The sequence below is a fragment of the Kribbella jejuensis genome, assembly GCF_006715085.1.
Classification (GTDB): Bacteria; Actinomycetota; Actinomycetes; order Propionibacteriales; family Kribbellaceae; genus Kribbella; species Kribbella jejuensis.
Genome location: NZ_VFMM01000001.1, coordinates 350,211 through 369,346, shown reverse-complemented (window position 1 = coordinate 369,346; position 19,136 = coordinate 350,211). Strand labels below are relative to the sequence as shown.

The window sequence follows — 19,136 nt, the reverse complement described above, 5'->3', positions numbered from 1 at the left end:
TTTCGTGCTGGATCTTGTCCGCCAGGACGAAGTAGGCTGGCCGCGTCCGCGCCTACCTTCGGGAGGTGCTATCCGCGATGAGCTCGAGCAGCCCACGTGCCAGTCTGTCCCGGATCGTCGACGATCTCGGGGCGACCCTGCTCGAACTGGTGCACGGGGACACCGGGCCTGCCGTCGGCATCGGCGGCGTGGTCATCCACGATCCGGTCGACGCTCCGCCGCTGCCACCGCACGCCCTGATCCTCGGTGTCGGTCTGGATGACCCCGAGCGGATCACCGAACTCCTCGGGAGTCTGCGGCGGGGCGAGGCCGCGGCGCTCGTTCTCCGGGCGCCGGTGCCGTTGACCCCTGCGGTCCGCGCGGCCGCGGACGCGGCGGGCCTGGCGCTGCTCGGGCTCAGCCGTGGTGTGCCGTGGGCGCACCTCACCGCGATGCTGCGGTCGTTGCTTGCCGAGGGCGACGTCGGTGTCGCGGAGCCCGAGTCGCTCGGTGGACTGCCGTCGGGCGACCTGTTCGCGGTGGCCAACGCCGTCGCTGCGCTGCTCGACGCACCGATCACGATCGAGGACCGCAACTCCCGCGTGCTGGCCTTCTCCGGCCGCCAGGACGAGGCCGACGCGTCCCGGGTCGAGACGATTCTCGGCCGGCAGGTACCAGAACGGTTCTCCCGGATGTTGTCCGAGCGCGGGGTGTTCCGGGAGCTGCATCGCAGCGATCGGCCGGTGTACATCGAACCGTTGCCCGACCCCCGTTCCGGGCTGACGATGCTCCGGGTGGCGATCGCGGTCCGCGCCGGCGACGAGTTCCTCGGCTCGATCTGGGCGGCCGTGCCCGAGCCGCTGAGCGCGGAGCGGACCGAGGCCCTGACGGACGCCGTGAAGCTCGTCGCCCTGCACCTGTTGCGCGTGCGCGCCGGTGCCGACGTACAGCGTCGTCTCCGGGCCGACCTGCTCAGCTCGGCGCTCGAAGGCGGTGCGGGCGCCCACGACGCGCTCGAACGGTTGGGGCTGGCCGGCCGGCCACTCGTCGTACTGGCGGTCGCGTTCCGCGAGTCCGCGGCCGAAGGCGCGATCGTCGCGCAGGAGCTCGAGCGGGTCGGCGACGCCCTCGCCGTACATCTGGGCGCCGTGCAGCCACGATCCGCGGCGGCGCTCGTCGGTGGGGTGATCTACGGGCTGGTGCCGGCGGCCGAGGACAGCGTCGTACGCATCGCGACCGACTTCCTGCACCGGGTCGGCGACCGGATGTGCCCGGTCATCGGGCTCGGGCCCGTCGCCGACGATCTGGCCGGCATCGTGCACGCCCGCGCCTGTGCGGACCGGGCGCTGCGGGTGCTCCGCGAGCGGCGCGGCGAACCACGGATCGCCCGGCTGGCCGACGTACAGGTCGAATCCCTGCTGCTCGAGCTCCGCGACCTCGCGACCGCCCGCGGCGACCGTCCCGGCGAGGCGCTCGACCGACTGATCCGGTACGACGACCAGCACCGCAGCTCCCTGGTCGAGACCCTGCACGCCTGGCTGGACGCCTTCGGAGACGTCCCATCGGCCTCCGAGGCGCTACAGGTGCCCGCCAACACCTTCCGCTACCGCCTACGCCGAGCAATCGAGATCGGCAACCTGGACCTGACCGACCCCACCACCCGCTTCGGCCTCCACCTCCAACTCCGAGTCCTCGTCCCCCACCACCCCCACCCCAAATAACCGCCGCAGCTGGGTTATCGGAGGGCGGTGGTTGCTGGGTGGACTTTTGTCCTGGCCCATGTTGCGGAGTGGGTGATTGCTTCGTCGGCTTCTGGGGCTCGGCCGGCCATCATCTGGAAGGTGTGCTGCTGTTCAGGGAAGATCTCGAGTTGTACGTCGACGCCGTCGGCTTCGGCCTGTGCGGCCAGTTGGCGGCTGTCGTCGAGCAGGAGTTCGTGATCGCCGACCTGGATGAGTATTGGGCCGAGGCCGGCCAGGTCGCCGTACAGGGGGCTGACATAGGGGTCGCGCGGATCGGCGCCGGCCAGGTATGCCGCGTCCATCTCCTTCGACCACGGCAGATGAAATAGCGCGTCTTTCCCCTCGTTGCTGCGCATGGTCTCGCCGCTGCGGGTGAGATCTGTGGCGGGGGAGAAGAGGATGGTGCCCGGGGGAGGGGTAGGCCGCGATCCCGCGCCATCAGTTGCACCGTGAGCGCGAGGTTGCCGCCGACGGAATCGCCGGCGAACAGGATCTGATCTGGTGCGACCTGCTGGTCGAGCAGCCATCGGTAGGCGGCGAGCACATCTTCTGCCGGTGCTGGGAACTGACCGCCCTCGTGGACCAAGCGGTAGCTCGGCAGCAGTGCCCGCATTCCGACAGCTTTGGCCAGGTGGCTGTACAGCTTGCGGTGGGTATAAACGGAGCCCGAGATGAAGCCACCGCCGTGGACGGCGAAGAGCACTTGGTCCTCGGGAGCATCCTTCGGGATTGCCCACAGAGCTGTTCGGCCACCGGTGTCCACTTCGATGTAGTCCACACCGCGTGGCTCGCTGGTCAAGCCGATCCAGGTGTCCTCGACCATCTGCTGCTGATCGTCGCCGGACCAGTCCGGGCGTTGTGCGGGAGCCGCGACCCAACGGCCGTACAGCTCCGCGACGGCTTGTGATTGTCTGCTTGCCATCTCGTCTCCTCGGATTAGAGGCCTCAGGCACCAGAGTTGATCGGGCGGTAACTCAGGACGGCTACGCCGGTGGTCAGCGAAGTCTGTGCTGCGAGCTCCATCGGGATGGTCGGAGTACCGGAACCGAACAGTTGCTGACCCGCGCCGACCACGACCGGGCAGACGAGGAGGTCCAGCTGGTCGACGAGACCGCGGGCGAACAGCGCCGCCATCAGCGACACGCTGCCGTACATGATGATGTCCCGTCCGTCCTCGCGTTTGATCGTTTCGAGTTCCGCGAGCGGGTCGTCGGTCTCGAGCAGCCAGGCGTTCCAGGTGAGCGGTTCGTCGAGCGTCCTGGAGGCGACGAGTTTCGGGATCTCGTTGAGTGCCTTGGCGTACGGGCCGGTGGCCGACGGCCACGCCTGGGAGAACATCTCGTACGTCCGTCGCCCGCAGAGGAAGTAGTCGCATCCCTGCAGGTGTTCGATCGACCGCTCGACGGCCTCCTCGTTGAAGTACGGGTTGGCCCAGCCACCGCGTTCGGAGCCCGCCATACCACCCGGATCCTCCACCACCCCGTCAAGCGCCACCAGCGTCGAAACGATCAGCCTTCGCATGGATCCCTCCTCAGTCGTCGTACCCGAGTTCGCATCTGACAGATCGACGTACAAACCGTTGTTGTCGAGTGAAAATCACACTAGGTCGGCGTGTGGTGCCCCAACAGGTCCAGTTCGCCACCAGCAGAGAAGACCAATCGAACGGATCCTCGGGGGATACTCGTAGGTCCGGTTGGTTGCCTACAGCACCCAGTACCGACCACAACAGCCAAACCAGCACCTGTCGTTCATCAATCCGCGATAATCACCGCTGGGGTACTTTCCAGGTAATGGTTGGCGGGAGGAGGAGGTGGGATGCGAGCAAACGTGTCGGCTGTGGCGGCTGGTAGGCGTCATTCGGTTGCCCGCCGGTACGACGGCACTGTTCTCGCTGTTGGGAGCGATGTCGCCGGCGAGTGCCGGGTCGAGGGATGGACAGACGTTGTTGCCGTGGCAGCGGGCAATGTTCACACCGCGAACAACACCGGAAGATCGCACACCGTCGGCCTTCGATCGGACGGCACCGTGCTCGCAACGGGATGGAACGGCGACGGCCAATGCGAGGTCGACGGATGGACGGACGTCACAACCGTGGCCGCCGGTTGGCGTCGCACACTCGGACTGCTTCGGGATGGCACCGTGCAGGCAACCGGCCGAAACTCAGAAGGCCAATGCAACGTGAGTGATTGGCGAGAGATCGTGGCTCTGTCCTGTGGCGACTGGCATTCAGTCGGAGTCCGACCCGACGGCTCAGCAGTGGCCGTCGGAATCAATCGCCGACGCCAGTGCGCTGTCGACGACTGGCGCGACCTCACGACGGTCGCGGGCGGATACCTGCATACGGTTGGTCTCACACGCAACGGGCGAGTACTGGCTACGGGGGAACGGGCGACCGGTGCCTGCGACGTCGATCAATGGGAAGACGTGGTGGCGGTTGCCGCGGGCAGCTACCACACCGTCGGAGTCACCGCGTCAGGACGCGTCCTCGCGGCCGGAGACAACAGCCATGGACAGTGCGACGTCGGGGAGTGGCGGGACATCGTCGAGGTGGCTGCGGGTTCGACTCACACTCTTGGATTGCGCGCCGACGGAACACTCGTCAGCGCCGGCAACAACACCAACGGCCAGTGCGACATCGCCTCGTGGACCGGAGTACAGCCCGCCGCTTGAACACCGCCCATTGGACGTCTGCTACCTGCCGGCGGCCTCGTACTCGTTCTGGAAGAGTACGTCCGGGAGCTGGCGGCGGGAGGTGATCGAGAGTTTGTCGAAGATCTTGCGCAGGTGCCACTCGACCGTGCGCGGGCTGAGGAACAGGCGGGTGCCGACCTCGGGGTTCGACATGCCGTCGCGTACCAGCAGTGCGATCTGCAGCTCCTGCGGAGTCAGCGCCGCACGCGCCGAAGGTGCCGCGGTGCGCTTGCGGACGGTCTCCCCGGTCGCGAGTAGTTCGCGGCGCGCTCGCTCCGCGAAGGCCTCCATGCCGATGGTCGTGAACGCCTCGTAGGCGGCCCGCAGCTCGGACCGGGCGTCGTTCCGGCGGCCTTTTCGGCGGAGCCACTCGCCGTACAGCAGATGGGTACGCGCCAGGTCCGGCCGCAGTCGTTTGCCGGTCAGCGCGTCGATCGCCTCCCGGTACGCCGCCTCGGTGTTCTCGTCGTTGTGCACGAGTGCCCGCGCACGGGCCTCGACGGCTCGCGCCCAAGGCTGGTCGGACTCCCGCGTGCTCAGCTGGAGCCGTGCCAGCGCGGCGGTCGCCTCCGGTTGGTTGCCGGTCCGGACGGCGGCCTCGATCTGCTCGCCGAGCGCCCAGGCCGAGACCCACAGCTCCGGCGTGTCCTCGCTCGCCAGTCGTGCGAGTCCGAGCGCTTCGTGATGACGACCCAGCGCATTCAGTACGACGGATTTCGCCCACTGTGCGTATTGGATCGCCGTACCCTGGCCCTCGGTGGTCGCGTCGGCGATCGTGTCGTCGATCAGCCGGAACGCCTCGTCCTCCTGTCCGCGAAACGCAGCCAGCGTCAGAGCGCCGTACGGCGCCACGTGGGTCCCCGTCGCCTCCCGCACGGCGTCGGCCTCGGCCCTCAGCGCGGTCGCCTCGGGGAATTCGCCTGCGAACGCGGCGACCTGTTCGAGGACGTTCACAGCGACCACGAGTACGGCGAGCGCACCCGTGGCTCGCGCGATGTCGACCTGCCGGCGGGCGGTGGCGAGGCAGGCCTCGAAATCCCAGGTCGTGGCCGCGGCGGCGGTACCGAGCCATCCCCAGCGCAGCGCCTCGTCGGGCGTGATCCGCGGGTCGCCGAAGGCGGTCGCGGCCTGTTGGAGCAGTGGAACGGCGCGCGGCCGTCCCTCGACGAACAGCATCGCCAGTCCGTCCAGCAAGATGTCGGAGCTGCGCGGTGGACCGTCCGGAGCGGGGGCGGATCTCGCCGCCCGGGAGACCTCGGCCAGCCCGACGGTGCGTGCCAGCCGGCCGGCGAAGAGGGCCGCGCTCCAGGCGTCGAGGTAGGTGTTCCTCGCGAGGCTCACATCGAGCGGTTCGAGCGTCTGCGCCGCGCGCAACAGCAGTCCCGGGGCGTCTCGTCCGCGCTGCTGGGAGAAAGCCCCTTCCGCGCGGATCAGATCGATCCGTGCCCGGGCGAGATCGTCGAGCTGCCCCGCCTCCGCCGTTGCGAGGAGCATGGCGGCCGTCGAGGGCGTGAGCATGCACGAGGCGTACGCGTTGTGCAGCGTCGCCGGTGACCTGAAGATCAGCGAGCTGGTCGACCTCCCGAACTGGCTGGTCTCGATGACCGTCCCCCGCGGGATCTTCGAAGGAGCTGTGTGATGACGCCCCTGGGAGCAGTTGTTCGCGGCCTGATCGCCGGAACCGTCGGCACGATGGCGATGGACGCGCTGCTGTACGCGGAATACCGGCATGGTGGCGGAAAGACCGAGTTCGGCCGGTGGGAGTTCTCGTCCGACATCGAGAGCTGGGAGCAGGCACCGGCGCCCGCTCAGGTGGGCAAGCGGCTGTTCGAGGACCTGTTCGGCCGGCAGCTGCCGAACGGCCGTGCTGCCCTGGTCAACAACCTCACGCACTGGGCGTTCGGGATCGCCAACGGGGCTGCGTACGGCGTGGTCGCAGGATCTGCGCCGAAACCACGGGTCTGGTACGGCGCGCCCTTCGGTGCGAGCGTGTGGGGCGGCGGGTACGTCGTGCTCCCGGCCGCGAACCTCTACCAGCCGATCTGGAACTACAGCCCCACGGTCCTGGCGAAGGACCTCGGTGCACATCTGGTCTACGGGCTGACGACTGCGGCCGCCTTCAGGCTGACGAGCTTCGTCGGGAGGTCGCGGTGATGACCGTCGCCGATTTCCTGGTGGCCACGCTCAAGGCGTCCGGTGTTCGCCGCGTCTACGGTCTGCCGGGTGACTCACTCAACGGCCTCACGGACGCGCTGCGTCGTGACGGCGAGCTGAGTTGGCAGCACGTCCGTCACGAAGAGGCAGCCGCTCTGGCGGCGGCGGGCGAAGCCGCGACGACCGGCGAGCTGGCGGTGTGCGCGGCGAGCTGCGGGCCTGGCAACCTGCATCTGATCAACGGCCTCTTCGACGCGCAGCGCAGCCGGGTGCCGGTGCTGGCCATCGCGGCGCACATCCCGCTGGCGGAGATCGGGAGCGGATACTTCCAGGAGACCCATCCGCAGGAGTTGTTCCGCGAGTGCAGCGTGTACGCCGAGATGGTCAGCACCGCCGAGCAGTTCTCGCGGATCCTCCGGGTGGCGATGCGTACGGCGGTCGAGCGGCGCGGTGTCGCGGTGGTCGTCGTACCCGGGGAGGTGTTCAAGGCGGCATCACCTGATGACTCGGTGCACGCCGTACGGGCGGCGTCCGCGCGGGTGCTGCCTGCCGAGGCGGATCTCGCCGCTGCGGCCGACGTGCTGAACTCCGCCGGCGCGGTGACGATCCTGGCCGGGGCCGGGTGCCAGGGGGCGCATGACGAGGTCGTCGCGATCGCCGAGCAGCTGAAAGCGCCGATTGTGCATGCGCTGCGGGGCAAGGAGTTCGTCGAGTACGAGAATCCGTACGACGTGGGCATGACCGGGCTGCTCGGTTTCGTGTCCGGCTATCGCGCGATGGAGCACTGTGACGCGTTGCTGATGCTCGGCACCGATTTCCCGTACCGTCCGTTCTTCCCCGAGAACGCCCGGATCGTGCAGGTCGACGTCCGCGGCGAGCAGATCGGCCGCCGGGTACCGGTCGACGTACCCCTGGTCGGTACGGTCAAGGACACCGTCGAGGCTCTCCTGCCGCGGCTCGCGGCGCGGGCGGATGGGAAGCATCTCGAGACGATGACCGCTCATTACCAGCGGACTCGTCGTCGGTTCGACAAGCTGGCCGACCCCGGGCGAGGCCGCGGCCCGCTGCATCCCGAGACGGTCGCGGCGGCGGTCGATCGACTGGCCGACGACGACGCAGTACTCATCCCGGATGTCGGTACGCCGACGCTGTGGGCGGCGAGGTACTTCCGGATGAACGGCCGGCGACGGCTGATCGGGTCCTTCACCCACGGCACGATGGCCAACGCCCTGCCGCAGGCCATCGGTGTGCAATCCGCGTTCCCGGATCGTCAGGTCGTCGCCTTCTCCGGAGACGGCGGGCTGGCCATGCTGCTGGGGGAGCTCCTGACCCTGCGGCAACTCGATCTCCCGGTGAAGATCGTGATGCTCGACAATCACGCGCTCAGTTTCGTCGAGCTGGAGATGAAGGCCGACGGCATCGTCAACTACGGCACCGACCTCGACAACCCGGACTTCGCGGCGGTGGCTCGGGCCGTCGGCGTCCACGGCGTCCGGGTGGATACCGCGAAGGAGCTTGACGGTGCGTTGAAGGACGTCTTCTCGCACCGCGGTCCGGCGCTGGTCGACGTACGAACGCTGCGCCACGAAGTCGCCATCCCGCCGAAGATCGCGTTGAACCAGGCCGCCGGATTCACCCTGTGGGCCACCCGCAGCGTCCTCAACGGCGACGCCAGCGCGGTCATCGAGGTCGCCCGGACCAACGCCAGACAACTCGCCCGCGAGTGAATACCTCGCTGATCTCGCTGACCAAATCGACCCGGACGGCGAGCTGGCGACAGCGCCTGCAGTGCTCCGGTGAGGCGCCGGCAGGTGCTTAGGATGAGCAGCCGGTGCCATCGCCGTGGGGGCGCAGGCGCTTGAGCAAGTCCGTTCGTCCGGTGGCGGTCAGGCCGATGCGGCGGGCTCCTTCGAGGTCGATCAGACCGTTGACGAGGCCGAGCACCGCCCGGGGCGGCCCTTCGAGAACGAGATCCGGATCTGTGGCGCGGCCGACCCGGGTGCGGACCCGGCCGTTCCCGAGTTCGACGACGGCCGCTTCGTCCGCCGCGACAAGCTGGATGACCGCTGGTGGGGCGTCGGGGTCGGCATCGGTGGTGAACCACTCGGGGGCGTAGGCCAGCCACCGCGCCTGGAAGGCGTCGTCCGGCCGTTCGTCGGCCATGAACCGCAGTCCCCAGAGCCCGAGCGCTTTGAGCACCGGCTCCAGGGTCCGACCGGTCTCGCTCAGCGTGTACAGGGTGGTGGCGATCGGCGGGGGTGCCTCCTCACGCGTGATCAGCCCGGCCTCCTCCAGCTCCTTGAGGCGCGTGGACAGCAGATTTGTCGCGATGCCGGGCAGGCCCTTCTTCAGGTCCGTGAACCGGCAGGCGCCCTGCAGGAGCAGCTCCCGGGCGATCAGCAGCGTCCACCGATCCCCAATGACGTCGAGGGACCGGGCGATCGAGCAGTACTGACCATAACTCCGCATGTACACAAGATAGGTCGGAGAGGTGAGATCTTCAATCAGATGGTAGAAAAATTAAAGTATCTGTGTCTAATATTCAACCATGACACGTTCGCCATCGAAACCGCTCTTGCTCATCGCCCTGCTGCTGGCCTCGTTCGTGATCAATCTCGACACGACCCTGGTCAACGTCGCGCTCCCGCGGCTGACCCAGGAGCTGGGCGCGTCCACCTCGCAGCTGCAATGGGTCGTGGACGCCTACAACCTCGTGTTCGCTGCCTTGCTGCTGACCTCGGGCAGCCTGTCCGACCGGTTCGGTCGCAAGGGCATGCTCCTGGCCGGCCTGCTGGTCTTCGGTGCGTCCAGCTTCGTCGGCGGCTACGCCCACTCGCCGGGGCAGCTGATCGCGGCCCGTGCGGTGACGGGCCTGGGCGCGGCGATGACGTTCCCGGCCACCCTCTCGCTGCTCACCGCGGTCTTCACCAGCCGGAAGGAACGCGCGCTGTCCATCGGCCTGTGGGGTGCCACCGCAGGCGTCGCGATCGCACTCGGGCCGATCGTGGGCGGCCTCCTGCTCAAGCACTACAGCTGGTCGAGCATCTTCTACGCGCTGGGGCCGGTGTCGCTGGCGGTCCTGGTCCTGGTGGCCCTGTTCGTTCCCCGTACGCGGTCTGCCGCGACGCACCGGCTGGACTATGCGGGCCTTGTCCTGTCCGGCGGCTTCATGGGGCTGCTCATCTACACCGTCATCGAGGCGCCAGGCCGCGGCTGGTCGTCGGCGTCGTCGCTCGCGGGGTTCGCCGGCGCGGTGGTCCTGCTGATCGCGTTCGTCGTCGCCGAGCGTCGGGCCGCCGAACCGATGCTCGACGTACGGCTGTTCAAGGACATGCGCTTCAGCGCCGCCAGCGCGGCCGTCACCGTCGCCTTCTTCACGCTGCTGGGATTCATCTTCCTGATCACGCAGTTCTTCCAGTTCATCCGTGGGTACAGCCCACTGTCGGCAGGCGTCCACCTCCTCCCGGTCGCGGCCGCCGTCGCGGTCGGCTCGACGCTCGGGACACGGCTGGCGGTCCGGATCGGTACCAAGGCAATTGTCACGGCCGGACTGGTCCTGCAGGCTGTCTTCTACTTCTGGGTCGCGAGCGACATCTCGCCGACGCTCAGCTACGGGGTGATTGCCGTCCAGATGGTCGTCTACGGGCTGGGCATGGGGCTGACCTCGGCACCCGCGACCGAGTCCATCATGGGAGCGGTCGCCGCCGACAAGGCGGGAGTCGGCTCCGCCGTCAACGACTCGACCCGCCTGCTCGGGGGCACGCTCGGCGTCGCCGTCATCGGCAGCGTCTACGCCACCGTGTATTCCACCCGGCTCGACAGTGTCCTCCCTGCCTCCTTGACCACTGACCTGGCCACCCGCGCTCATGAGTCGGTCGGGGCGGCCTTCGGCCTGTCAGGTCAACTCGCATCCCAAAACCAGCTTCCCCTGGCCAACGCCGTACGCCAGGCAGCGATCGCAGCCTTCGACCACGGGCTAACCATCGGCTGCATCGTGGCAGGCCTCGTCGCCGTCGCCGGCGCGTTGCTGTCCGCAGCCTTCCTCCCCGCCCACCCACCCCAGCCCGAACCGGCCGTTTCCCCTGACAGCACAGGCCAAGGCCAGCCGCTCCAGTCGATACCGGACGTCGCCCACCCCCAGTAACGCACGCAGCCAGCGGGACGTCGTCAGAACATTCCGTGGGGGTGGAGGATCTCGGCGGGTACTGGTTGAACGACGTCCCAGTGTTCGATGATCAGGTCGCTGTCGATGCGGAAGAGGTCGACAGTGGCTAGGTCGCCTTGTGGCGTGGCCACGTGGGTGTGTACGGCGACCAGGTCTCCGTCGGCGAGCAGGTGTTCGGCAGTTACGGTCGCGTCCCGCAGGTGCGCGCTGCCGGGTCCGCTCAAGTACTCCGCGAACGCCTGGCGCCCGGATTGTGCCGTCGGGTCGTGCGCCACGCGCGGGTTGTGGGAGACGAAGTTCTCGCCCAGCAGTTCGGTGAAGCCGGCGATGTCTCCCGCACCGAACCGGGAGACCGCCTCCAGGACGAGTTGCCGATTCTTTTCGGTGGGCGGGTTCGATGTCATGTCGTACCTCTCGGGTCGGGTTCACTCGGTAGGACGGATTCCGTTCCGTGGGCGTCACGCGTGACGTCGGCGCGGGTCGAACCGTCTTGGTGGTGAGCTCTGTACGGGAGGATGCGATGGACACGGCGGGCGAACTGTTCGAGCAGCACCGGGCTGCGCTCTGGGCAGCGGCGTACCGGATGCTCGGTAACCGGGCAGATGCCGACGATGTCCTTCAAGAGGCGTGGTTGCGCTGGAGCCGGGTCGACCACGGCTCGGTCGCGGACGCCGGTGCGTACCTGTTCCGGCTCGTGACGCGGCAGGCTATCGACGAGCTTCGCAGGATCCGGGCGCGTCGGGAGGTGCACACCGACGAGGACCGGGCGGCGGATGGCTCGCCGGCCGGTCCGCGGCCGGTCGATGAGGTGGCGGCGGGTCTGCTGGTCGTCTTGGAAACACTCGCCCCGACCGAACGTGCGGTGTTCTTGCTGCACGACGTGTTCGGCTACTCGCATGCGGAGATCGCAGCCATCGTGGGCCGCACCGAACGGGCGGTCCAGCAGTTGGCGTACCGCGCCCGTCAGCATGTCCGGTCACGCCGCCCGCGGTTCCAGCCCGCGCCGGGGGAACACCGAGCGACCACCGACCGCTTCCTGGCCGCCGCGGTCCTCGGCGGCGACCTCCCCGGCTACGGCCGGGCCTGCGCCGCGGCCTCGTCCTGACCCGCCCACCTGGGACCGTCCGCTCACCAGAGACCGTCCGCCCATCACCGTCCACCAGGCCGCCCTCCAGTCGGATGACCGTAGGAGCAACCGGTGGGTTGCACATCGGGAATTGATGTGCAACTCTGGGGTTGCGCTTATTGGGCTCGTTGAGAGGGAAGTTCTTGACTACGGATACGGCGTTGCCGCTGCGGTTCAGCAGTAGGCAGCGGATGGTTCTTTCTGTTTTGTTGCTGGCCGGCTTCATGGTGTCGGTCGACTTCTCGATCCTGAATGTCGCGCTGCCGGAGACCGGTGCCGGTGTCGGGATGGCCGCGGATCAGTATCCCTGGATCACCGCGGCGTACATGCTGCCGTCGGCGGGCTTCGCGTTGCTGTTCGGCCGGCTCGCCGACCTGTTCGGGCGGCGCAGGCTGTTCATGGTGAGCATGGTCGTACTGACCGGCGCGTCGGTGCTCGGTGGCCTCGCGGCCGGCGCGGAGATGTTGCTCACCGCCCGTGCGTTGCAGGGTCTGGCCACGGCCATGGCGCTGCCCGCGTCGATGTCCCTGCTCACCACGACCTTCACCGAAGGCGTACTGCGGGAACGGGCCCTCGGCATCAATGGTGCGCTGCTGTCCGGCGGCTTCACCGTCGGCGCGCTGGTCGGCGGAACGCTGGTCAACTTCCTGAGTTGGCGGGCGGCGTTCTGGATCAACGTTCCGGTCGCGGTGCTCGTGTTCTGCTGTACGCCGTTCGTCATCAGCGAAAGTCGCCTTCGGCAACGAATCCCGCTCGACCTGCCGGGCGCCGTCGCGGTGACAGCAGGTCTGCTGGCCGTGATCTACGCGGTCCTGGAGAAGAGCGTTCTCGCCGCGGCGGTCGGCGTACTGTTCCTCGCCGCCTTCTGGATCGTCGAACTCCGGGCGCCTGCTCCACTGGCGCCGTTGCGCATCCTGCGCCGTCCGACCGTGAAGTGGGGCAACTACGCCGGTCTCGTGGTCTTCGCGATGGAGACCGCGATGATCTTCCTGATGACGCTGTACCTGCAGCGCACGCTTGCCCTGTCCCCGCTGATCACCGGCCTGATCTTCGGCATCCCCGGCCTGGCCGCAGTGGCTTCCGGGGTGATCGCCGGGCGGCTGATCGGGCGGTTCGGCGTACGGCGAGTGCTCACCACCGGCATGCTCCTGCAGGGGCTGGCGACGCTGCCGCTGGTGTTCGTCCGCGCCGATCGGTCGGCGATCGCGGTTCTGGTACCGGCACTCTTCGTCGGGTTCTTCGGGCACGTCGCCTCGATCGTGGCGTACACGGTGACCGGCACGTCCGGCCTGCCGAACGGCGAGCAAGGCCTGGCGACCGGGCTGACCTCGATGACGCAGCAGGTGGCGATCTCCGTCGGCATCCCGGTCCTGGGTGCCGTGGCGGCAACGCGCGAGGTCGAACTGAGCGGTATCCATCTCGCGCTCGGACTCAACGTCGCGATCACGATTCTCAGCGCAGGTCTGGTCTGGGTCGGCCTGCGCCGACGAGCGCAACTGTAGAGTTGCGGATGACCCAGGAACGACAAGGGAGCTTCTACGATGAGCAATGACCGAATCGAGCGGGAAGTCCTGATCGAGGCGCCACTCGAGCGGGTGTGGTCGCTGGTCGCCGAGCCCGGCTTCTGGGTTGCCGACAAGGCGACGCTGCCCGGAACCGTGGCGAGAGAAGGCGAGACGATGCTCGCGAAGAATCCGGAGTACGGCGACTTCCCGGTGCGGGTCGAGAAGCTCGACCCTCCGACGTACCTGGCGTACCGCTGGGCGAGCGCCTTTCCCGGTCAGGAGCTGCGGGACGACAACAGCACGCTGGTGGAGTTCAGACTCAGTTCCGAAGGCGAGAAGACCCGCCTGTCCGTCGTGGAGAGCGGGTTCGCCTCGTTGGTGACCTCTCCGGACGTTCGCGACCGGGCGGTCAAGGACAACTCGGGCGGCTGGCCGGTGGAGCTGGACGCCCTGCGGATACGCGCCGAGGAGCCGTCGGTGTGACTGCCGACGGTCTCGGTGCGGTCGGAACGGTCGACGGGGTGCTGACCGCGTTGGCCGATCCGACCCGCCGCCAGTTGCTCGACCTGCTCGCCGCGCGCGGCCAAGCCACCGCGACCGTTCTCGCCGAGCAACTTCCCGTCTCCCGCCAGGCAGTGGTGAAACACCTAGCGGTACTGGACGCCGCCGGGATCGTCACGGGCGGCCGGGTAGGGCGCGAGGTGCTGTACTCGGTCCGCCCCGCGGCGTTGAGCGCGACCGCGCAATGGATGTCGGCGATCGCGGCGGAATGGGACAAGCGACTGGCAACGATCAAGCACGCGGCCGAGGCCGCCGAGCGCGAGCACCGCGCCAAGAAGGAGTAAGCAGAGCGCCGCCGAGCGCCAGCACCGCGCCGAGCAGGAGTAGGCACAGCGCAGCCGCTGCTCCGATCGCGAGACCCTGGCCCAGGCCGGGCGGGTGATAGCTGCACGAGACGTCGGACGCACCTGCCGGCGTCGGGATCGCGATCAGGCCGGCTCGGTTGTCCGGTGTGCGCCCGGCACCGCCGTCGACGGAGCAGCGCCACCCGTCGATCCAGATCATCCCGAGGACGACGGAGTTCGCCGTACCGCTCGGCCGCAGGCGGATCGTCAGGCCATGGCCAGTGACCTTCACCGCAGGCCCGTCGGCCGGGCTCAGGCTGCGCACGGCGGCGTCGAGTCGTTCCGGATGCAGGCACCCGATCGGCGCCGCGGGGAGATCCGTTCGGGTACTGACGCGGATGAGTACGGCGGCGACGCCTTCAGCGCCGACAGTTCCGACCCGAAGCATCGGCGCTCCCGCATAGAGACCGGGGGACTTCACCGCCGAGGGGAGATTGGTGACCCATCCGCGGCCGGCCACCATCACCGCACCGACGAAGTCCGGCGCCGCGAACCAGATCTCCGAGCCGGGTGTGCAGGACGCCAGCAACCTGGCTTCCACAGGCCGTCCGGCACCGGGCGCAGGCGCGACGGTGAGCGTGCCGCGCCGGTCCGACACATTGACTGCGCGATCCCGCCCGCCGCGCACTTTCGGCACGGTGTAGACGTCCGCGCCGAGCGCCGATTCCTGCGTCCCGAACGGCCCCGGGTCGCCCGATACCCATGCTGTCGCTGGTCGCACGGTCACCAGCGGCGGTACGTCGCTTCGCTCCAGCCGAGCGTTGCCACTCGGAGGTACGACGACGCGCGAGCGAACCGCGAAGACCGCGTCGACGACCGGGTTCCGCGGATCGACCGTGGCCCGCCCGTACGAGCTGTATCCGAACCCGAGGCTGAGCAACTGCCGCGAGACCAGGTCCGGCATGGTGCTCGAGTAGTACTGAGGCCCCTGCCCGCCGATCAGCATCGGATCGTTGACGGTCTGCTGCGCACCCGGCGCCGTGCGGTACGTCGGCCAGTCCGCCGCCGACTCCACCAGCGAACGCAGTGCAGTGTGCTCGTCGCCCCACGGTGCCTTCGCACTCAGGATCTTGCTCCGCCGCGCATCGATCGCCGCCGATGACACCGATACCTCGGCGAACACGGCAACGACCAGCACCGCCACCGCGCCGCGTCGTACCCACGAAGGCGAACGACTTGCCAACCAGACCCCGACCGCGAGCACAACCAGCACGGGTACGGCGCGGTGGCTGACGGTTGTCGTACTGCGAACGTGCCAAGTCTCCACGTACAAGAGGAGCACCGCACCGACGGGCGCGACCGCTGTGAGCACGGTCCGTACGCCCGCAGCCGCGGACATCCAGCCGACGATCACCAGCATCCCGGCAACGATGAACGCCTGCCGGTACGGGCTCCCGTTCGGTGTGTCGAAACCGTGCCAGATCTCGTGCGTGATCGGGATCTGCAAGCTGAGCATCGTGAGGACCACCGTCGCCGTCCACGCGATCCTCTCGCGGGCGGGCACCTGCCGGTTGAACGGGAAGCTCAGCGCGAGCAGCAACACGACGGTGCCGACGGCGAGTCCTGGCGTCGTCCCGACCCCCTCGCTGCCTGGCATCAACCGGGCCAGGAACACAAGCGAGCCAATGGGTCTGAAGACGGCGTCCGGGCTCGGCCGCGCGGCGCGGACCGCATCGAACGTCGGAAGTAGCAGCGGAGCCGCTAGCGCGATCCCGAGGCCAACGGCGACGATGCAGCGCACCGCACCCGTCAGGCGATGCCGCCAGGACACGGTCGCGCCGTATCCGAGCAAGCGTGTCACCACGACGATCGCGGCGCCGATCGTCGCCATGTAGACCGTGTAGAAGTGCGACGTCCAGAGCAGCGCGACCACGAGCGGCGTCACCATCAGCGCGGCTGTGGACCGCCGCCGCAGGATCCATTCGCACAGCAGGCAGATCACCGGGAAGGCGACGAGCCCGTTGAGCCAGACACTCATGTACGCCGCGTCGTCGATCGCCCAGCCGCAGGCGCCGTACGACATGCCCGCGACGACCGCGAGCCAGGCCGGGCCGGGCCGCAAGTAGCGCAAGTACGCCGTCATCGCACCGGCGGCGAGCGCGATCGCCAGTACGTCGACGAGGAACAGCACGAGGTCGACGCGATCGCGGGGGAAGATGACGGTGATCCAGGACAACGTCGACCCGACGTACGCCATGAAGTCGCCTAGGAACGGCACACCGAGCCCGCTCGACCAGTTGAAGAAAAGGTCGCCGCCGTGCCCGGTCAGGATGTCGCGGTAGTGCGCGTACATCGGTATGACCTGTTGCCCGAGGTCGTTCGTGCTCCGCGGCCCGTCTCCGAACGGGTAGGTGTGGCGGATGATCCCGCTCACGACGAACGTCAGACCGGCGGCGACCGCGGCGGCCAGTGGCGGCCACTGCCGTCGCAACCGCGCCGCGACGCCCCGGCTCACGTCGTCGGCCCGCACTCGTCGGTCCCGCTGAGGACCGGTTCGCGGACCGGCGCGGGGTGCTTCAGGTAGCTCAATCTCGCGGCCTCCTGCCGGCTCCGGCCGACCGCGTCGAGCAGGTATCCCAGCACCAACATCAGGATCGCGACGAGTCCGATCGACGACGCGAGGATTGCGGTCGGGAACCGCGGCACCAATCCGGTGCGCAGGAACTCGAGTACCACGGGAACACCCAGCACCAACGCCGCTGCGCCGAAGATCGCGGCGAGCACGCCGTGGAACAACGTCGGCCGCTCCAGCCGCGCCAGTTGGAGTATCCAGCGCAGGATCCGCAGCCCGTCGCGATAGGTCCGCAGCTTGCTCTCGCCGCCGGCCGGTCGCTCCTTGTACCTGACCTCGACCTCCGCCACCGGGATCCGCAGGTGCAGAGTGTGGATGGTCAGCTCGGTCTCGATCTCGAACTCCTGTGCCAGCGCGGGGAACGACTTCACGTACCGCCGTGAGAACGCGCGGTAGCCGCTCAGCATGTCGGTGATCTCGCGGCCGAACAACGCCCCGGCCGCGCTGGTCAGCATCCGGTTCCCGAGCGTGTGCCCAGGCCGGTACGCCGCGACGTTCGAGTGCCGCCGTACGCCGACGACATGGTCGTACGGCCCCGCCAGCAGGACCCTCACCAGTTCGGGTGCCTGACTCGCGTCGTAGGTGTCGTCGCCGTCGATCAGCAGATAGACGTCGGCTTCGACATCCGCGAACGCACGCCGTACCACGTTGCCCTTGCCCTGGCGGGCGACGTGCCGCACGGTCGCTCCCGCGGCCGCCGCGATCGCCGCCGTCCCGTCGGTGGAGTTGTTGTCGTACACGTAGATGCGTGCTGTCGGCAACGAGTCGCGCAGTTCGGTGACCACTTTCCGCACCGCCGCCGCCTCGTTGTAGCACGGCACGATCACCGCGACCGATTCCATGTCCCTCCTTCTGAATTCTGCGGTGTCGAATGCCGCAGCAAGACGAGGTCGCCGTCTCGGACCACCACATCGCCCGGGCGTGGTGCCAGTTGCGGATCGTCGTACGGGGCCAGCGTCCACTCGGTCGGATGGTGCGCGTTGAGCAGGTACACATCGGTCCGCGACGACAGATGCGGGGCGATCCTGTCCGTCGTACTCACCGTGGCGCCGTCCGGGATCTTGGCGATCAAGCGGTCCGCCGCGGCGGTGAACTCCGACCGATGACCGGGACCGTCCGCGGCCGAGGACTGGAAGAACAGCGTCAGGCAGGTTGCTGCCAGCGCGGCCGAGATGGCTGGCAGAACGGCACGCCGGTTCCGGCCGAGCCAGTGCGGACGCAGCAGTACCAGACCGTGGACGAGCGCACAGAACAAGATCGGCATCAGTACGGCGTCGTAGTGGAAGGTCGGGATCCAGTAGAGGATGTAGGTGCTGCCCAGTCGCCATGCCAGGGTCGGCGCGAGCAGCAGTACCAATGGTGACCTGAGCGCGAGGAACAACGTCGGCAACAGCAGGAGCAGCACCAGGTGCAGCTTGCCCGGCGACAGGAAGTCTCCGGCCAGAGCGGCCTCGGGTGGTCGCAACCCGCCCTTTCCCAGGTACCGGTAGTTGCCATAGGCACTGAAGGCCGGGATGATCACGAAGACGCTGAGCAGCGAGGCCGCTGTTCCGCCGGCGGCTGTCAGTAGACCCAGCCGACGGGTCTCGCGTCGGAGCGCGATCAGCAGGCCCAGCACCGCGAGCGTCAGCCCGAGATCTTCCTTCACCAGCACCAGGGGAGCGGCGATCGCGACGGCACGTCCGGGCCGTCCGTGCAGCAGTTCGGGCAGCGCGAAGGCGATCAGCGGTACGGCGAACGCGATCTCGTGGAAGTCGAACGTGATCGCGTTGAGCAGGCCCCAGGACAAGCCGTAGCAGCTCCCGATGATCAGGCCGATCCTGCTGCCGAGCGTCGTACACGCGAGCCGGGTAATGGGGAACACCGACAGCCCGAACAGCAGGGCCTGCGCGACCAGGAGCGTTTCGGCCGACGGGAACAGCCGGTAGAACGGAGCCAGCACGATCAGAATCGGGTGGAAGTGGTCGCCGAGCAGGATCAGGTGCGGGTCCCGGATCGTCGACACCGGAAGCCGGCCTTCGGCGTAGCTGCGGACCGCCTGGTCGAAGATACCGAGGTCGAAGCCGCCCGAGCGGTACGACCAATGCCGCTGCAACGCGAACCAGGTGTAGGCGGCGGCGAACGTACCGGCCAGCACCGCGGACGGCAGCGCCCCGGTGCGGTGGTCCGCGATCGCTGCGAGGCCGCGTCCGAACCGATGCCTTGGGCTCGCTCGATCCGCCGAGATAAGCATGCCGGGACTATCGACGAGTCCTGCCGAAGGGGGCCTGAAGCAACCTGAAGACGTCTTCAGGATG

17 protein-coding genes and 1 pseudogene are annotated in these 19,136 nt (G+C 68.3%); 10 read left to right on the top strand and 8 right to left on the bottom strand.

What is annotated here, in order from left to right; genetic code table 11:
• Window positions 1-77 precede the first annotated feature (77 nt).
• Window positions 78-1,700 (top strand): PucR family transcriptional regulator, encoded by a 1,623-nt coding sequence (locus FB475_RS01745; RefSeq protein ID WP_141851874.1) that lies wholly within the window; start codon window positions 78-80, stop codon window positions 1,698-1,700.
• A gap of 14 nt (window positions 1,701-1,714) precedes the next feature.
• Here the strand turns inward: FB475_RS01745 and FB475_RS01740 are convergent.
• Window positions 1,715-2,544: pseudogene (locus FB475_RS01740) on the bottom strand (alpha/beta hydrolase).
• A 122-nt stretch (window positions 2,545-2,666) separates the two neighbouring features.
• The gene (locus tag FB475_RS01735) at window positions 2,667-3,242 is read right to left on the bottom strand and encodes a dihydrofolate reductase family protein (RefSeq protein ID WP_141851870.1); all 576 of its coding nucleotides are present in this window, start codon (window positions 3,240-3,242) and stop codon (window positions 2,667-2,669) included.
• A gap of 294 nt (window positions 3,243-3,536) precedes the next feature.
• Between FB475_RS01735 and FB475_RS01730 the strand changes: the two genes are divergently transcribed.
• A complete protein-coding gene (locus tag FB475_RS01730; RefSeq protein WP_185759015.1) occupies window positions 3,537-4,391 on the top strand; it encodes an RCC1 domain-containing protein in 855 nt (284 codons plus the stop codon).
• 21 nt (window positions 4,392-4,412) lie between these two features.
• Here the strand turns inward: FB475_RS01730 and FB475_RS01725 are convergent, their stop codons facing one another.
• Window positions 4,413-5,906, bottom strand: a complete 1,494-nt coding sequence (locus tag FB475_RS01725; protein WP_202878234.1) for a helix-turn-helix transcriptional regulator — start codon at window positions 5,904-5,906, stop codon at window positions 4,413-4,415.
• Between FB475_RS01725 and FB475_RS01720 the strand changes: the two genes are divergently transcribed.
• The 3 genes from FB475_RS01720 to poxB are packed head-to-tail and all read left to right on the top strand — an operon-like array spanning window position 5,905 to window position 8,293.
• The gene (locus FB475_RS01720; RefSeq protein ID WP_141851866.1) at window positions 5,905-6,051 is read left to right on the top strand and encodes an acetamidase/formamidase family protein; all 147 of its coding nucleotides are present in this window, start codon (window positions 5,905-5,907) and stop codon (window positions 6,049-6,051) included. The two genes, FB475_RS01725 and FB475_RS01720, sit on opposite strands and share 2 nt — an antisense overlap.
• The gene (locus FB475_RS01715; protein ID WP_141851864.1) at window positions 6,051-6,566 is read left to right on the top strand and encodes a DUF1440 domain-containing protein; all 516 of its coding nucleotides are present in this window, start codon (window positions 6,051-6,053) and stop codon (window positions 6,564-6,566) included. Before FB475_RS01720 ends, FB475_RS01715 begins: the two co-directional genes overlap by 1 nt.
• A complete protein-coding gene (gene poxB, locus FB475_RS01710) occupies window positions 6,566-8,293 on the top strand; it encodes a ubiquinone-dependent pyruvate dehydrogenase (protein ID WP_141851862.1) in 1,728 nt (575 codons plus the stop codon). The genes FB475_RS01715 and poxB overlap by 1 nt, the downstream gene beginning before the upstream one ends.
• 88 nt (window positions 8,294-8,381) lie before the next feature.
• Here poxB and FB475_RS01705 read toward each other — a convergent pair whose 3' ends face one another.
• Window positions 8,382-9,035 carry a winged helix-turn-helix transcriptional regulator gene (locus FB475_RS01705; protein WP_141851860.1) on the bottom strand — a complete coding sequence of 218 codons (654 nt, stop codon included), beginning with the start codon at window positions 9,033-9,035 and terminating at the stop codon, window positions 8,382-8,384.
• A 79-nt stretch (window positions 9,036-9,114) separates the two neighbouring features.
• Here FB475_RS01705 and FB475_RS01700 point away from each other — a divergent pair, with 79 nt between their 5' ends.
• Window positions 9,115-10,710, top strand: a complete 1,596-nt coding sequence (locus tag FB475_RS01700) for a DHA2 family efflux MFS transporter permease subunit (protein ID WP_202878232.1) — start codon at window positions 9,115-9,117, stop codon at window positions 10,708-10,710.
• A 23-nt stretch (window positions 10,711-10,733) separates the two neighbouring features.
• Here the strand turns inward: FB475_RS01700 and FB475_RS01695 are convergent, their stop codons facing one another.
• On the bottom strand, window positions 10,734-11,135 hold the full coding sequence (locus FB475_RS01695) for a nuclear transport factor 2 family protein (RefSeq protein ID WP_141851858.1): 402 nt from the start codon (window positions 11,133-11,135) through the stop codon (window positions 10,734-10,736).
• Window positions 11,136-11,227: 92 nt separating this feature from the next.
• On the opposite strand from FB475_RS01695, the gene FB475_RS01690 reads away from it, so the two are divergent.
• The 4 genes from FB475_RS01690 (at window position 11,228) to FB475_RS01675 (ending at window position 14,207) form a co-directional block, all read left to right on the top strand.
• Window positions 11,228-11,836, top strand: a complete 609-nt coding sequence (locus FB475_RS01690; protein WP_141851856.1) for a sigma-70 family RNA polymerase sigma factor — start codon at window positions 11,228-11,230, stop codon at window positions 11,834-11,836.
• A 212-nt stretch (window positions 11,837-12,048) separates the two neighbouring features.
• Complete coding sequence (locus tag FB475_RS01685) at window positions 12,049-13,359, top strand: MFS transporter (protein ID WP_141851854.1); 1,311 nt, start codon at window positions 12,049-12,051, stop codon at window positions 13,357-13,359.
• Between the two features lie 39 nt (window positions 13,360-13,398).
• On the top strand, window positions 13,399-13,845 hold the full coding sequence (locus FB475_RS01680; RefSeq protein ID WP_141851852.1) for an SRPBCC domain-containing protein: 447 nt from the start codon (window positions 13,399-13,401) through the stop codon (window positions 13,843-13,845).
• Window positions 13,842-14,207 (top strand): ArsR/SmtB family transcription factor, encoded by a 366-nt coding sequence (locus tag FB475_RS01675; RefSeq protein WP_141851850.1) that lies wholly within the window; start codon window positions 13,842-13,844, stop codon window positions 14,205-14,207. The genes FB475_RS01680 and FB475_RS01675 overlap by 4 nt, the downstream gene beginning before the upstream one ends.
• Here FB475_RS01675 and FB475_RS01670 read toward each other — a convergent pair.
• The 3 genes from FB475_RS01670 to FB475_RS01660 are packed head-to-tail and all read right to left on the bottom strand — an operon-like array spanning window position 14,155 to window position 19,072.
• Window positions 14,155-16,737 (bottom strand): YfhO family protein, encoded by a 2,583-nt coding sequence (locus tag FB475_RS01670; protein ID WP_185759013.1) that lies wholly within the window; start codon window positions 16,735-16,737, stop codon window positions 14,155-14,157. The two genes, FB475_RS01675 and FB475_RS01670, sit on opposite strands and share 53 nt — an antisense overlap.
• Entirely contained in the window at window positions 16,719-17,681 is a 963-nt protein-coding gene (locus FB475_RS01665) for a glycosyltransferase (protein WP_141851848.1), read from the bottom strand. The genes FB475_RS01670 and FB475_RS01665 overlap by 19 nt, the downstream gene beginning before the upstream one ends.
• Window positions 17,663-19,072, bottom strand: a complete 1,410-nt coding sequence (locus tag FB475_RS01660) for a DUF2079 domain-containing protein (RefSeq protein WP_141851846.1) — start codon at window positions 19,070-19,072, stop codon at window positions 17,663-17,665. Before FB475_RS01660 ends, FB475_RS01665 begins: the two co-directional genes overlap by 19 nt.
• Window positions 19,073-19,136: the final 64 nt, after the last annotated feature.